Below are 14,784 nucleotides of genomic sequence, written 5' to 3'. Positions count from 1 at the left end.
TCGTGATGAGCGTGAAAGCGGTATCCGGTGCCGCCTCTCGGCCGGCGCCGGAGATTCAGGCGGCGATGCCGATGAGCGCGGTGCCGGTGTATCCGGCCGTCAGGCTGCCGCTCAGCGTCGGCGTCATCTGCGCCAGTTGCGCGGAACTGTTGTCACCGAAGACATTGTCCGACGACAGCGAGATCGCGTTGTAGTTGGCGATGCTGGCCGTATAACGCGTATCGCCGGTGAACACGGCGGTGTTGGTGGCAGCCGGCATGGCAAGCTGCGAGATGAGACTGGCCGTGCGGCCGGTGCTTGCCGAAGTCAGGCCGCCCGTGAAGATCTCGAAATGAATGTGCGGCCAGCGTCCCGAGTAACAGGCGGGATAGATGGTCGTGAACGTCACCTTCCCCTCGCTGTCGGTCACCTGCACGCCGCGCAGGTAGCTTTCGGTGGTGACGCCGCTCGAATAGAGCGAGTACTTCCCGGCGGCATCGCAGTGCCAGACATAGATCGCCGCGCCTTCTATCGCCGCGCAGCCGTTGTTCACGTCGACGAGTTGCAGTGTCAGTTCCAGTGCGACACCGGCGGCGGTCGTCGTCGAATTGATGAAGCTGGAACGGATATCCGAGCGCACCACACCGCTCACGGTCAGCACGTTGGAGGTCGAACCGCTTGCCGTGTTGGTGCCATCGGCGGGATAGGGGCCGTTGGTTTCGGTGGGATCGGCGATGCAGGTATCGGCGGAACTTCCGCCCGACGAGGTGGACGAAGAACTGGTCGACGAAGTGCTGGACGAAGTCGTGCTGGAACTGCTGGTGGAACTCGTGGAACTGGACGAGCCGGAGCTTCCCGAAGACGAGGCACCGTCATCCCCTCCACATGCCGCAACGCCCGCCACACTGCCCGCGCTGGCAAGAATGGCCAGCGCCCGGCGGCGTCCTATCAGGTTCTCGCCGAATGCCCGCCCGATGGTCTGAAGATCATGGGCAAGCCCGCGGTCATGGTCGTCCATTGAAATATCCCCTCGTGTCGCAATTCGCGCGACGCCCGGAGGACCGGTGCCGCGGATCAGGTCACGACGAGGATTGAAAGCCGGCAGTTGCCACCGGATTTCAGATGCATTTCATCTCTGTAGCCGCACGGTCCGTCCCGGCGGCCGATGCTCATCTGGCTGAAATGTCGCCCGAGACCGAGGGCACGAAGAGATACCCCTCATTGCGCACGGTGCGGATGATGTCGCCGCCACCATCGCCTTCGGCAAGCTTGCGGCGCAGGCGGGAAAGCTGGACGTCGATGGCGCGATCGTAGTGATCGCTGTCTTCCCCGCGCGACCAATCGAGCAACTGGTCGCGCGTGAGGACACGTCGCGGGTGCTCGGCGAATGCCCGCAGGAGGCGGAACTCGCCATCCGAAAGCGAGATCAGCCGGTTGCCGGGATCGAACAGCAGGCGCAGGCCCAGGTCCATCCGCCATCCGCCAAAGTGCAGACACTCCCCGGAATGCACGTCGTTGACCGGCGTCGCTTCCAAAGGCGCGGCCGCAACGACCCGCTCGGCCACCCCGCCCACTGCCGCGCGGCGGCGCAGGACGGTGCGGATGCGGGCCAGCAGTTCGCGCGGATTGCACGGTTTCGCCAGATAGTCGTCCGCACCCATTTCCAGGCCGACGATGCGATCGACGTCGCTTCCCACGGCCGAAAGCATGATGACCGGCGGCGCATCGGGTCCAAGCTGGCGGAGTGCGGTAAGGCCATCTTCGCGCGGCATCATCACGTCCAGCACGATGAGATCGAAATCCTCGCGCGCCAGCAGTTCGCGCATCGCCGAAGGATCGGCGGCAGTCTGCGTGGCGTAGCCATGCTTGCCCAGGAACTCGCCGATCAGCGAGCGGATGCCTTCATCGTCGTCGACGATGAGGATGCGGGTCTGAAGGTCCATCGGAGCACGTTCTAGGATCATTGTGCGCCAATAGGAACCCCGCGTTCCACCCGGATTTCAGCCCCTGTTACAGCTTGTGACAGCCCGTAACAGGCGTGAAATGCCGGTGAAATCCGCAGGCAAAGTCCCGCGCCGAACAAGATGGCCATGAACAACCCAGTTCGTCAGGTTCCGTCTTGGATGGCCTGCAGCGCGGACCCCGTCGCATCCCCCGCGACTCCCGCAATGATGCTGCATGTCTCCGATACGGCCGGAACCACCGTCCGGTTAGCCACCGCCAAGGCGCCGGTCGGTGCCGGGCCCGTCGCAGCGGCAGGTCACGTAGTCGCACCCGCCCTGTCCTGCGACGGCCCCGGAACTATATCCACGCATCGGGGATGGTGCGGAACCGGACCCGATAGTGACACAATCGCATGGTACCGGCCGCTCAAGCCCAGTCGCGGTGCCCGGCGCCGCGCGACAAGAGTTTTCCTTCCAGCCTCGCGAGTGAGGGCACCGCTGCTGGAACGGACCCGAGGTGACCGTCCTCGCAGGCTGGCCTTGTGCCGGCTCGCGGGGGCGCGGAGCGGGGTCGGAAGGGACGTGTCCCTCCTTTCCGAGCCCGCTCCGCATCTCTCTTCCCCATCCCGCAGCGGAACGGCGCGCAGCCACATGGTGACGTCTCGAAATCGCCGCGAATTCGTGGCATGGGGCCTGAAATGAACCTGCCCCGCCTTTCGAACCGGATCGGCCTTCCCCTGGCGATGCAGATGATCGCCATCCTGGTCTGCGCCCTGATCGGCGCCCAACTCGTCACGCTCGCGCTTACCGTGCTGCTGCCGCCCAGCCCGACCGCGCGCTGGAACATCGACGAGGTGGCCAGCGCCCTCACCGCCAGCGACGTGCCAGACCGGCTCGAGCGCAAGCCGATGATGGGTCCGCCCGACGTGAGCGGACAGGGCTGGCTCGTTTCCGAATCGTCGCGCGACGCACTTGCCAGCCGCCTTGGCCGCGAGGGCAAGGACGTGATTCTCGCCTTCTACACCCAGCTTCCCGTCGGCGGCGTCGCCGTGCCGAGCAACACCCGCTCGCCCCTCGCCATGGTGCAGGGCAAGGCCGCACCCGCCTCGCTGTCCTCGGTTCTGGTCGGCTCGGCGGAAGCGCAGTCGATTCCCGGCGGCCCTCCCCCCGGTGGAAGCCCCGGGCCGAGCGGAATGCCCGGTGGCCACTTCCCCGGCGGAATGCCTCCCGGCGGCTCGATGCCCCGCGTTCCCGCCATGCCCGGTGGAGCCCGTCCGGGAGGACGCATCCCCGGCGGCGCGATCCCCGCCGCCACCGCACCCGGTGGCCACCGCCCCGGAAGCGCCGGTGCAGGCGGTCAGCCGGGTGGGCAGGCCCCCGGAGGCGGCATCGGCCGCCCTGGCGGCGGCCAGCCCTCGCAGGGCCAACCTTCACAGGGACAGCCTTCGCAGGGACAGCCCGGCAACGCCGGCGCCCAGCCGGGCAGGACGCCGAACCAGGACGGTCAGCCCGGACAGATCGTCGGCCCCGGCGGGCGTCCCGGCGGGATGATCGGTCCGGGCGGCGCCGCTGGGCTGGGCTCGGGCCTTCTCTCGCCGGCCATGCCCACGATGACCGACATTCCCCGCGCCACCCTGCCGATCGCCACGCCCGATCCGCTGCCGACCCCCGTCGCGACAACGCGCCCCCTGTCTCTCCAGATTCCCCAACCCCCGGTCATGCTCGCATCCACGGCCGCTCCGGCAACCACCGTGGCAACGGCAGCGCCTGCCACGCCGCCTGCCGCCGCGACGCGCACCACACCGCTGCCCGTCGTTCCCGGCACGCCGCAACCGATCCCCTTCCGCCACGTCGACAGCGGCTTCTTCGCGCTCACCTCGCCGCCGTTCATCGAAGGCGATTTCGTGGCCGCCGCACGCCAGCCCGACGGACAATGGCTTGCCGTAGCGCCGCGCGCGGAGCCGTTCCCCAACGCCTGGCAGAAGCGGGTCATGCTGTGGTTCGCACTGTCGTTGGCGATCATCAGCCCGCTGGCATGGCTGTTCGCCCGGCGCATCGTGGTTCCGCTGAAGGACTTCGCGCAAGCCGCCGAACAGCTCGGCCGCGACCCCTCGGCCACCATCCTGCCGCTGTCCGGCCCTGCCGAGATCGGGCGGGCGGCCAATGCCTTCAACCAGATGCGCAACCGCCTGCGCGCCTTCGTGGATGACCGCACCGCGATGGTCGGCGCCATCAGCCACGACTTGCGCACTCCCCTCACCCGCCTTCGCTTCCGCATCGAGGACGTTCCCGACGAGCAGCGCGAAGGCCTGCTGAAGGAAGTGAGCGAGATGGAAGCCATGATCAGCGAGGTCATCGCCTTCATCCGCGATGCCTCGACCCCGGGACCGCGCGAACGCGTCGATTTCGCGGAACTGATCGCCGGCAGCGTCGCCGACGCACAACTCGTAGGCGGCAAGGTGACGATCGAGCACAACCTGCACATTCCGGTCGATGTCGATCCGGTCGGCATCCGCCGCCTGCTCGGCAACCTGCTGGAAAACGCGATCAAGTACGGCGAGAGCGCAAGGGTCCGCGTGAGCCTGCACGATGGCGAGGCCGTGGCGGAAATCGTCGACACCGGGCCCGGCATTCCGGAAGACGAGTTCGACCGCGCTTTCGAGCCGTTCTATCGTTCCGAAACGGCGCGCACCTCGGGTCAGAAGGGCAGCGGGCTCGGCCTTGCGGTGTGCCGCTCGATCGCGCGCGCCCATGGCGGCGATGTAAGCTTCGTTCATGGCGGCGACGGATTCGCCGCCCGCGTCACGGTTCCGGCCGCCTTCGATCCGACGCTGCGAAAGGCGGCCTGATGCCCGCAAGATCGATGGCCTGCCTGCTTTGCGCAGGCCTTGCGGCAGCGTGGTTGCCCGGCTGCGCCGCAGCGCAGGAGACTGCCACAGCGCAGGACACTGCCGCCGCACCTGCCCCCGAACTCGCGTCGACCGACGCCACTTCGCAGGCTGCATCAGCCGATCCCGCCGACACGGCTCCCCCGCAACCCGTCGATCCCTGGACGATCACGCTGTCCGCCGGGCTGAGCAACCGCGACGACGGCCCCGATGGTTCGTGGCAGACGCTGTCCCTTACCCGCCAGATCGGGCGCGGATACGTGCGCGGCGGCGTGATGCGCTATCACGGTACCCTGATCCAGGCCGACACCGCGCTCCCGTCCGATTACTACGTCGGCACGCTTGGCGCAGGCGGCAACTTCGACAACTGGGTCGTCGACGGCTGGGCCAGCTACGGCCGTCAGGTCTACGGCAAGATCAGCACCGACTGGGGAAGCCGCCAGAGTTCGGGAGCCAGAAGCAGCGCCTATTATGCACTGGGCGGTGACTTCGGACGGATTTTCCCGCTTTCGCCCCGATGGTTCGTGACGCCGACGATCGTCGGTTCCTACGCACAGGGACGCCTGCTCCGCCCCGCCCCCACCGGAACCGGCCTGGTCGATCTGGAAACCCGGGAACCGACATGGACGCTGGGCAGCACTGTCCGCCTCGATCATGCGTTCGGCGAAAATGGCGACCATTATGCCGGCATCTCGCTTTCCCGTAACTGGACCAGCAACGCCGTCTCGCAAGTCAAAGTCGGCCAGTTCGAGAGCCTCGAAGAGATCCCCCGCAGCGGACTGCTGGATTCGCGCCACTATTCAGACGGATGGTGGGAGGTGGGCATCAGCGCCAACATGAAGCTGGCGGACAGGCTCCATCTCGACCTCTACGCCTCTCGCAGTTTCGATGCGCTCGCGGGCAACACGATTTCCGGCGGCATCTCGCTACGAAAGGCATTCTGACGGCGGAGCCGACGGAACATGCCGGGCCCGCCCGCGCGCAAATGAACCATTAGCGGGAACCGGCAAGGCGTTCATCCATTTGTTTCTCAACGGCAAATCGCCGAACGCACAGGAGAAGCACATGTACCGCAGACTGGGCTGGGGCCTCGGCATCCTTTCCGCCACCACCATCCTGCTGTCGGCCTGCCATGACGACCGCCCCGGACGCCACCATCCGCCCCGGCACGAACACGGCGACCGCGACGGTCACCGGGACCGGGACGATCATCGTCCGCCGCGCCGCCATAACTGAACGACTGCGGCGGTTGCGCTCCTGCCGCCACAAGGACGAGCGACTCACCCCTTCGTCCAGCTAGTCCCGCGCCGCGAAGACCCGTAATAATCGCCGGGAACGGCAACTTTGCCCGTCTTCAGGAGCGCCAGCGATGCCACGGGCTTCCATCACGGTCGTCGTGCCTGCCTATCAGGCCGGGCATACCATCGAGCGGACGGTCCGCTCGGTGTTCGGCCAGCCCCATGTCGATACGCGGGTCATCGTGGTCGTTGACGACACGGGCGAGGAAACCCGGTCCGCCGCGCAGTCCATCGCGGATACGCGCCTTTCCGTGATCTTGAACGAGGCCAATCTGGGCGCGCAGAAGAGCCGGAATCGCGGGCTCGCCCTCGTCGAAACCGATTACGTGATGTTTCTCGACGGCGACGACTTCGTGATGGGCGACCTCTTCCGCGGCCTGCTGGACGCCGTGGAGAACGGAGCCGACGTCGCATTCGGCCCCTGGCTTCGCTACAATGAAGCGGCCCCTTCGGCGGAACTGCGGCGCGAACGGTATAGCAACGCCGAAGACCTGCTGGACCGGTGGCTGGTTCGTCGGCGCTGGACACCGCCCTGTGCGGTGCTTTGGCGTACCGATTTTGTGCGCAGCATCGGCGGGTGGGACGAAGCGGTGCGGCGCAACCAGGACGGTGAAATCGTGTGCCGGGCCGCGCTCGCAGGCGCGCGGCTGGCACATTCGGACCGGGGTTGCGGCGTCTATGTCCAGCACGATTCGCCGCTGCGCATCTCCGCGAACCGTTCCACTTTCGGCGATCTCATAGACGTGGCCGAAAGCCTGCTGCGCCGGCCGTCGGACACGGTGCCGGACGAAAGGCGCGCACGGATCATCGGCGAATACTTCTACTGGCTTGCCGACAGCGCCTTTCGGCGGGGGGACATGGCGCAGGGCCGCCGCGCGCTTCAGCGCAGCCTCTCGCTCGGCGGCAAGGGCGCGCACCTTGCGCCGGTTCCCAAGCTCGGCGCGGCGGTATTCGGGCTGGAAGGCTACCGGAAGGCCGTTGCCTGGCTCACGCCGCGGCGCTGATGCCTTCAGCCCTTCTGCGGATGGCGGCGGAAGCGGTCCGGCAGCAGGTTCGCGGCCAGCCGGATCATCTCCGCCATGTCGCGCCGCCCGCTCGCGGTGCAGAAATGGGCCGCAACGGTGCCTCCGTAGCTGCACAGGACCGCAACCGTAAGCGTGACGACGGTAGGCAAACCTTCCCCCAGCCGCGAAACCACCGCCCAGGCAAAGACGCCCCCAAGCAATGAGGGCACCTGCGCCTCGTACAGGAAACGCTGGGACACCGGCGTGCCCTTGGTCGCATAATAGTAAAGTGCGGGAGTCGTCAGGAGCTGGCCGAAGAAATAGGCGGCCGCCACCCCCACCGCGCCCCAGCGCACCCCGATGAAGAAGCTGATCACGCTGATCGTGCTGGAGAAAATCCCCCAATACATCATGCGCCGGGTCTTCCCGCTGCTGATGTAGAGCCAACCGGTCGTGTTGGGCACGGTCTGGACGATCGCGGTGAGGCTGAGCCAGAAGAAGATCGGGCTGGCGGCGCTCCACCGCGATCCCAGCAGGAAAGGCACGAGCCGATCGCTGCAGATCGCCGCCGCCAGGATGCCCGGCAGGGACAGCAGCGCAAGCGCGCGGATCGCCCGTTCATAGACCCGCCGATATCGTTCCGCATCGTCCTGGAGCCGGCTCATGACCGGAATCATGACGCGGCTCAGCGGCTGGTTCACGTTTTGCAGGGGAAACAGCATGAGCTTGTAGCTGCGATCGTACAGGCCGACCGCGTCCGCACCCTCGGCCTTGGCGATGATGACGTTATCGAGATTGCGGGCGAAGAAGTTCACGAGATTGAAACCCGTAAGATTCGCTCCGAACACCACGAGATGGCGCACCCCGGCGAAGCGCGCGCCCATTCGCGGGCGCCAGGTGCAGGATGTCCAGACCATCACCGTGCTGACGCTCGCCCCCAGCAGCGCCCCCAGCCAGATCGCCCAGTAATTGCGCAGCGCAAGCGCGGCCAGCGCGGTGAAGACGAACGTCGACAGGGCCACGGCGATATCGTTGATGCTGAGCGTATGGAAGCGAAGGTCCCGGTTGAGCAGGGCCTGATGCTGCAACTTCAACCCCGAGACGAGGACGGTGAGCCCGGTGGCCGCCGTCACATATCCCGCGCGGTAATCGCCGTAGAACCAGCCCGCCAGCGGTGCCAGGATCACCATGACCAGAGCCGCTGCGACCGAGACGAACACGTTCAGCCAGAACAGGGCATTGGAATGCTCCGGGTCGAGATCCCGCGCCTGCACGACCGCCTGCGTGAACCCCAGGTTCTGGAAGATCAGGATCAGGCCGGTAAGCGGCGCCACCATGGCGCTGATGCCGTAATCCGCCGGTGAGAGAATACGCGCGACCACGATCGTGGTCGCCATCGTGGCGAACACCTTGACGATCTGGGATGCGGCGGTGGATGCCACCCCCCGCGTGGCGTGGCGGCCGATATCGTCGCTGCCGGCCCTCGTCATTCGGACACCGCCACCGCAGGAATGCCCTGCGGCATGAGCAGGGGATTGCCGAAACGATTGACCAGCGCGGAAATCTGCGCGTCGTTCTGCAGCATGTTGTCGTCGTAGAGGCGGCTCGCCTGGGAAAAGTCCCAGGTCATCTGCACGAAGCGCGGTCCCACCTTCCGGTAGAGCGCGCCTGCCCGGCGCGCACACCAGTAGAACCACAAGTCGTCGGCGGAAGGTGCGTATCGCTCGTAGAGTTCGCGCTCCGTCACGTCGGGATGGAAGCACCCGGGCGGATAGAGCACCCCGCCGATCCCCGTGGGCATGAGATCGATGGACGGAGCGTGCGCGGCATCGTCCTGAACGTCCCAGCCCCAATCGGCATAACGGGCCAGCGCCCCGCCCGCCCCCATCTCCAGCCGGTGCGCGCGCAGACAGGTGATGACGCCCTTCGTTCCGGCCTGTCCATCGACGAGTTCGGTCAGCCAGGAAGGCTTGTAGAAGACGTCATCGTCGGCAGTGGCGATATAGGCTTCGGGAAAGGCGCCGAGCGCATAGACGAGCTTCTTGTAGCTGCGCACGTCGTCGACCAGCCGCGGTTCGACCCGCCCGTCCAGCAGTTCCCGCACGGCAGCGGGCAGGGATTCCTCGTCACCGCGCGCCAGCCACAGGACGATGCGGTCAGGCACGGTGTCCTGCCGCAGCAGGCTTCGCAGCGTGAGGTGGAGCGTGGGATATCGCGGCGGAAAGGACGTCAGCGAAACGATCAGCGGGGCCCGCAGCGGATGCGGCCGCCTCTCGCCCTCGGGATATCGGCCCGCATAGCGCCGGTACTGGCGCCCGGTCCACAACCGGATTGCCACGGATCGCGGCAGAACTGCAAAGATGAACTGCCTGGCCAGCTTACTCACACAAGCCCCCGCGCCTCAAAGCCACCGCGCATTCATCGCGGCCACCCGGCAGGTTCTACCCAGCCGCCCCGGGATGCGCCATTACCCTGAATAGCGCCGCAACCATCCGAATTTCCTGAACTATACCGGGCAGTTCGGCGATCGGCACGACGATGGCCTCGACGCCCGCGCCCCGGCCGAAGCACGCTCCGAAACCGAAGCGGAAACTTCGGCCGATCTTCCGGGGCCTTGCCAGCGGCTCCGGCGCGGGCATAAGGAAACGCTCTATTGTCTTGCCTTTCCGGCGCCGGCCCATGCTTCGCCGCTGGCGCTGGGCGGGGGTACCCTTGAAGCCGCGCCACTCTGAAGGATACGCAGGGTTGAAAGACCGCAACCGCATCGCCGTCGGAAGTGCGGGCCTCGCCGCGATCGCGCGGTGCGTGCTGGCCATTGTCCTTATGCTGGCTGCGGGAAGCGCGCTGGCCGCCCAGCCTGCCACCCAGCCTCCCGCGCTTTCGTCTGCCATCGCCTCGGCGCTCCCCAAGGCCGACCCCGCTCCCGAGCCTGCTCCCGATCCCGTCAGGAAAACGCCGAGCGAGGCGGTGGCCAGCTTCGATGCGGATGCCAGGCATGCCGAGGCCGTCTTGCGCACGGACATCTCACGGCACGACTACGACGAAGTGCGCGAACTGAACCTCCTGCGCGACCGTCTTGCGGCCGACCGCGATCTGGCTCGCGGGATTGCCGATCGCAGCAACCTCGATGCGCGAATCATACAGGCCCAGATCACCGCGCTCGGCCCGCTGCCCGAATCCGGCAAGACCGAAGCCTCCGCCATCACCGACCAGCGCAAGGCACTCGACGCGCGCCTTTCCGTTGCTCTCGGGCCGGTCCTTCGCGCCCGCGAGGCACAGGCGCGCGCGGCAACCCTCGTCTCCGATCTCGACGAACGGATCGCGGCGATAGACCGCCTGCGCAAGTCGGAGCGCGCCTCTTCCGTGCTCGATCCCCGCCTCTGGCTGACCTTCGCCGGCGATGCCCGGCGCGGTGCCGAAGCCATGGCGGCGGGCTTTGCGCGGGGCTACGAGGCTATCGGCTTCCTTGGCCTCGCCAGCCGGGTGCTGGGCGCAGCGGCACTGATGCTGCTGGGCCCGTTCGCGTCCGCATGGCTGCTGCGCGTGTTGAGCGCCAGGCTGGCAAAGCGGATCGAAAACGTGGAGCAACTGGCTAGCCGGTTGCTGATCGTGGTGCTCGAGGATGTTTCCACGGCAATCGCGCTGTTCTTCGGCATAGGCTGCACGATCGCCGCCATGGGCCTCGTGCTGAAACCGTTCGTCACCATCGCCGTACTGGTCCGGCTCAGCACCATCTTCGTGCTTGCGGCGCTGATCGTCGCCATCACCCAGTGGCTTGCTAAGGGAACGCTGCAATCGCCCTTCGTCCAGTTGCGTCTGGTGCGGCTGCGGCCGGCCCTTGTCGACAAGGGCGTATCGACGGTCCGCTGGATCGGCGTGGTCATGGCGATGGAAGCCATCGTCGAGGCTCTCGAGCAGGCCGGTTTCGCGTCTGCCACCGCAATCGACCTCATTTCGGGATTGCTGCTGATCCTGGGCGGCGGGCTGATCTGGGTGCTTGCGAACCTGCTTCACAAGGGCCGCGAAGGCCAGGACGAAGCCACGGCATCGGGCGGCAAGCCACCAGAAATGCTAGACTTTGCATCGCCGTTAAGCCGAATTCTCAAGCTGCTGGTGATTGGCAGCGTCTCCGCCGCGCTTGTCGGCTACATCATCCTCGCGCGTGAAATCTTTTCGGACGCGGTGCTTTCGATCGCGGTCATCGCCATCGCCATTTTCCTGCACCGGCTGATCTCGCTGGTGCTCGGCCTGCTCGCCGAAGGACGGTTCAAACGCTACCGCACGACGCTGCACTTCGTGCCGATGCTGACCGGGCTCTTCATAACGCTTTGCACCGTGCCGATGCTGGCAGTGACCTGGGGCTACAACAGCCGCGAGATCGGCGATGCCATCGTCACGCTGCGCAGCGGTGTCACGATCGGCCAGGTGAACCTGTCGGCGGGCGACATTCTCACCTTCGCCTTCATCTTCCTTGCCGGCTACGTCGCCACACGCTGGACCCAGCGGATCATCAACCTCTCGATCCTGCCGCAATTCGGGCTGGACCGGGGCTCACAAGCCTCGATCGTGACGATGATCGGCTATGCTGGGATCGTGCTGGCCGCGGTCATCGCCATCGCCAGCACCGGACTGGACCTTTCCAGCCTCGCCTTCGTTGCCGGGGCCTTGTCGGTCGGTCTCGGCTTCGGCCTGCAATCCATCGTCGAGAACTTCACCAGCGGCGTGATCCTGCTGATCGAACGGCCGATCCGCGAAGGGGACTGGATCGAGGTCGGGAACTTCTCCGGCATCGTGCGAAAAGTGTCCGTCCGCTCGACCCACCTGGAAAGCTTCGACCGTCACCAGATCATCATTCCCAATTCCCAGCTCATCACCGGCAGCGTGAAGAACCTGAGCCTGGGGGCGGCACTGGCGCGCGTGGTGGTGCCGGTTGGGGTGGCGTACAGTTCCGATCTCGAAAAGGTTCGCGCTGTCCTGCTGGAGATTGCCCATGCGAACCCAGGCGTGCTTCCGTCGCCGGCACCCAGCGTGACGCTGGACGCATTTGCCGAAAGCTCGATCAACATGCGCCTGCTGCTGTTCGTGCCCGACGCGACCGATGGCGCATCCATCGCCTCGCAAGTCCGGTTCGCCATTGCCGAACGGTTCGGCAAGGAAGGGATAGAGCTGCCCTTCCCGCAGCGCGAAGTGCGAATCCGCAGGGATTGATGCCCCATTTGAAGAGCTTGGGCCACGCATCCGGCGCATCGCTACCGCCGGATATCCCTTCTGCTCAATCATCTGGATCGCCCTCTCCACCCTATTGAGGCATCGATTGCCCAATTATGGTGAATCGCTCTTGGCGGGCCTGAACGCTACGCTCCACCGGCAAGTCGCCAGAGGAGAACGCATGAGGCCAGACCCGCCGCTCCGCGCGCTCTTCGTCATCAATTCACTTGCTGGCGGCGGGGCGGAACGCGTCTTCACCACGCTGGTCGAACAGCTCAGCGGCCCCCGCAGCGACTTCGCGATAACCGTCGCCCTGCTCGATAACGAGGCCGAGGAAGCCTACCTCCTGCCCGAGAACGTACCGATCGAACGCCTCGATGCGAAGGGCGGCCTGCTGCGCAGCGTCCGGGGCATGCGCAGGCTGGTGCGCCGCTCCCGGCCCGACGTCGCTCTGTCGTTCCTGTCGAGAGCCAACGTCGCGACGCTGGCGGCGATGCGGCAGACCGGCGGCGCAACCGTCATCAGCGAAAGGGTGAATACCACCGCCCACCTGAAGCACGGCCTGTCCGGCCTCGTCAGCCGGTTGCTGATCCGCAGGACCTACCCGGCGGCCCGGCAGGTCATCGCCGTGTCCCAGGGGGTCGCCCGGACGCTGGAAACCGACTTCGCCATTTCGCCCGACAGGATTCGCGTCATCCACAACCCCGTGGATGTGGACCGCATTCGCGCCCGCGCCGCGCTCGAACCGGCGATCGAGGTCACGCGCGACGATTTCGTCACGATGGGACGCCTCGTGGACAACAAGAATACCGCCATGGCCATCCGGGCCCTGGCCACGGCACCCGCACGCGGCAACCTGATCGTGCTGGGCGAGGGCCCGCTGCGGGAGGAACTCGCGCATCTGGCAGCTTCGCTCGGCCTTGAAAGGAGAGTGCGCTTCGCCGGCTTCCTCGCCAATCCCCATGCCGTGCTGGCCCGCGCCGGATGCTATCTGCTGACGTCCAATGCCGAAGGTTTTCCCAATGCCATGCTGGAAGCCATGGCCCTGGCGCTTCCCGTAGTGGCGACGGACTGCCCCTCGGGTCCGGCCGAAATTCTCGAAGTCACGCTTGGCGATGCGCCTGCGGTGTTCGGTTCCGGCGGCGCGCTGGTGGCGATGGACGATGCGCAGGCCATGGCGACCTGCATGGGCCGGCTGATCGCGCAGGATCGCCCCGCCTTTTCCGAAGCGGCGGCCAGACGCGCGGAATCGTTCTCGCTCGACCAGGCCGTCGGCGATTTCCGGAAATCGCTGATCCAGGCGGTCGCCGCGAACCGGATGGCGGCGACATGAAGATCTGCGTCACCGGCCTGCGCGGGATCCCCGGCGTCATGGGAGGGGTCGAGACTCACTGCGAGGAACTGTTGCCGCGTATCGCCGCCACGCTGGTCGATACCGAGATCGAGGTCTGCTGCCGCGCACCTTATGTCGATCCGGCGATGACCAGCTTTCGGGGCGTTGCGCTCAAGGCGCTCTATTGCCCCACCGGCCGTTCCAGCGAAGCGATCATCTCCACGCTGTTCAGCATCCTTTACGCCCGCACCCACGGGGCGACGGCGATTCATATCCACGCGGTCGGCCCCGGCCTGCTGGCGCCGCTCGCCCGCCTGCTCGGCCTGAAGGTCCTGCTCACGCATCACGGTGCCGACTACGAGCGCGAGAAGTGGGGACGCGGAGCGAAGTGGATGCTGCGGATGGGCGAAAAGCTGGGCGTCCAGTTCGCCAATACGGTCGTTTGCGTATCCCCCTCGCTCACCGCCCGAATGAAGGAGCGCTATCCGGGCAGGGCCGAACATGTCGATTTCATCCCCAACGGCGTCAGCGCGCTGCCGCCATGCCCCCAGCCCGACGACGTCCTGCTGGCCGAAATGGGGCTCCAGCCCGGAAACTATCTGTGCTGCGTCGCCCGGCTGGTTCCCGAGAAGGGCATCCACTACCTGATCGAAGCGCATGCCCGCAGCGGGGACCCGCGCACGCTGGTCATTGCCGGAGCCGCGAAGAAATCGGATCGGTATGCCCAGAAACTGGCCCAGATGGCCGGGGCCAATGTCCGCTTCCTCGGCATGGTGCCCCGCGCGCAGCTCGGCGTCCTGCTCCGCAATGCCTCGCTCTTCGTGCTGCCCTCCTTCCATGAGGGACTGCCTATCGCCGCGCTAGAGGCGCTGGCCAGCAACTGCCCGGTCCTGCTCAGCGATATCCAGCCGAACCTCGACCTTGGCCTTCCGGCCGATTGCTACTTTCCGGTTGGCGATGTCGGTGTCCTGGCTGCGCGCCTTTCCCGCCGCGACAGTCCGCGCCGCGCCGAACTGCCCGTGGAAGCCCTGATGGACTGGGACGAAGTCGCCCAGCGCACCGCCGTTCGCTACCGTGAAATCCTGAGCAGGAGCCACCAAGATTCAGCCCTCAAACCTGCACGCTGAAGGC

At 66.5% G+C, this 14,784-nt stretch carries 11 protein-coding genes; 7 read left to right on the top strand and 4 right to left on the bottom strand.

Features of this window, described 5'->3' with window-relative positions; all coding sequences use genetic code 11:
- Positions 1 to 55 precede the first annotated feature (55 nt).
- On the bottom strand, positions 56 to 997 hold the full coding sequence (locus ACLIMP_RS05650; RefSeq protein ID WP_324698090.1) for an intradiol ring-cleavage dioxygenase: 942 nt from the start codon (positions 995 to 997) through the stop codon (positions 56 to 58).
- Between the two features lie 151 nt (positions 998 to 1,148).
- Entirely contained in the window at positions 1,149 to 1,922 is a 774-nt protein-coding gene (locus ACLIMP_RS05645; protein ID WP_082370278.1) for a response regulator, read from the bottom strand.
- 698 nt (positions 1,923 to 2,620) lie between these two features.
- On the opposite strand from ACLIMP_RS05645, the gene ACLIMP_RS05640 reads away from it, so the two are divergent.
- The 4 genes from ACLIMP_RS05640 (at position 2,621) to ACLIMP_RS05625 (ending at position 7,112) form a co-directional block, all read left to right on the top strand.
- Positions 2,621 to 4,771 (top strand): ATP-binding protein, encoded by a 2,151-nt coding sequence (locus ACLIMP_RS05640; RefSeq protein ID WP_324698087.1) that lies wholly within the window; start codon positions 2,621 to 2,623, stop codon positions 4,769 to 4,771.
- The gene (locus ACLIMP_RS05635; protein WP_324698085.1) at positions 4,771 to 5,754 is read left to right on the top strand and encodes an autotransporter outer membrane beta-barrel domain-containing protein; all 984 of its coding nucleotides are present in this window, start codon (positions 4,771 to 4,773) and stop codon (positions 5,752 to 5,754) included. Before ACLIMP_RS05640 ends, ACLIMP_RS05635 begins: the two co-directional genes overlap by 1 nt.
- Before the next feature lie 121 nt (positions 5,755 to 5,875).
- Positions 5,876 to 6,046 carry a hypothetical protein gene (locus ACLIMP_RS05630; protein ID WP_324698083.1) on the top strand — a complete coding sequence of 57 codons (171 nt, stop codon included), beginning with the start codon at positions 5,876 to 5,878 and terminating at the stop codon, positions 6,044 to 6,046.
- Between the two features lie 133 nt (positions 6,047 to 6,179).
- Positions 6,180 to 7,112, top strand: a complete 933-nt coding sequence (locus ACLIMP_RS05625) for a glycosyltransferase family 2 protein (protein ID WP_324698081.1) — start codon at positions 6,180 to 6,182, stop codon at positions 7,110 to 7,112.
- A 5-nt stretch (positions 7,113 to 7,117) separates the two neighbouring features.
- Here ACLIMP_RS05625 and ACLIMP_RS05620 read toward each other — a convergent pair whose 3' ends face one another.
- Positions 7,118 to 8,602 carry a lipopolysaccharide biosynthesis protein gene (locus tag ACLIMP_RS05620; protein ID WP_443478094.1) on the bottom strand — a complete coding sequence of 495 codons (1,485 nt, stop codon included), beginning with the start codon at positions 8,600 to 8,602 and terminating at the stop codon, positions 7,118 to 7,120.
- A complete protein-coding gene (locus ACLIMP_RS05615; RefSeq protein ID WP_443478093.1) occupies positions 8,599 to 9,498 on the bottom strand; it encodes a glycosyltransferase family 2 protein in 900 nt (299 codons plus the stop codon). The genes ACLIMP_RS05620 and ACLIMP_RS05615 overlap by 4 nt, the downstream gene beginning before the upstream one ends.
- Positions 9,499 to 9,857: 359 nt before the next feature.
- On the opposite strand from ACLIMP_RS05615, the gene ACLIMP_RS05610 reads away from it, so the two are divergent.
- The 3 genes from ACLIMP_RS05610 to ACLIMP_RS05600 all read left to right on the top strand — a co-directional run bounded on the left by ACLIMP_RS05610 (position 9,858) and on the right by ACLIMP_RS05600 (position 14,780).
- Positions 9,858 to 12,320 carry a mechanosensitive ion channel family protein gene (locus tag ACLIMP_RS05610; RefSeq protein WP_324698075.1) on the top strand — a complete coding sequence of 821 codons (2,463 nt, stop codon included), beginning with the start codon at positions 9,858 to 9,860 and terminating at the stop codon, positions 12,318 to 12,320.
- Between the two features lie 181 nt (positions 12,321 to 12,501).
- Positions 12,502 to 13,653 (top strand): glycosyltransferase, encoded by a 1,152-nt coding sequence (locus tag ACLIMP_RS05605; protein ID WP_132469416.1) that lies wholly within the window; start codon positions 12,502 to 12,504, stop codon positions 13,651 to 13,653.
- A complete protein-coding gene (locus ACLIMP_RS05600) occupies positions 13,650 to 14,780 on the top strand; it encodes a glycosyltransferase family 4 protein (RefSeq protein WP_324698073.1) in 1,131 nt (376 codons plus the stop codon). Before ACLIMP_RS05605 ends, ACLIMP_RS05600 begins: the two co-directional genes overlap by 4 nt.
- The last annotated feature ends 4 nt before the right edge of the window (positions 14,781 to 14,784 follow it).

The sequence above is a fragment of the Novosphingobium aeonii genome, from assembly GCF_052279045.1.
Taxonomy (GTDB): Bacteria; Pseudomonadota; Alphaproteobacteria; order Sphingomonadales; family Sphingomonadaceae; genus Novosphingobium.
Note: the sequence above shows the minus strand (reverse complement) of the source record. Positions and strands in the feature narration are given on the sequence as shown.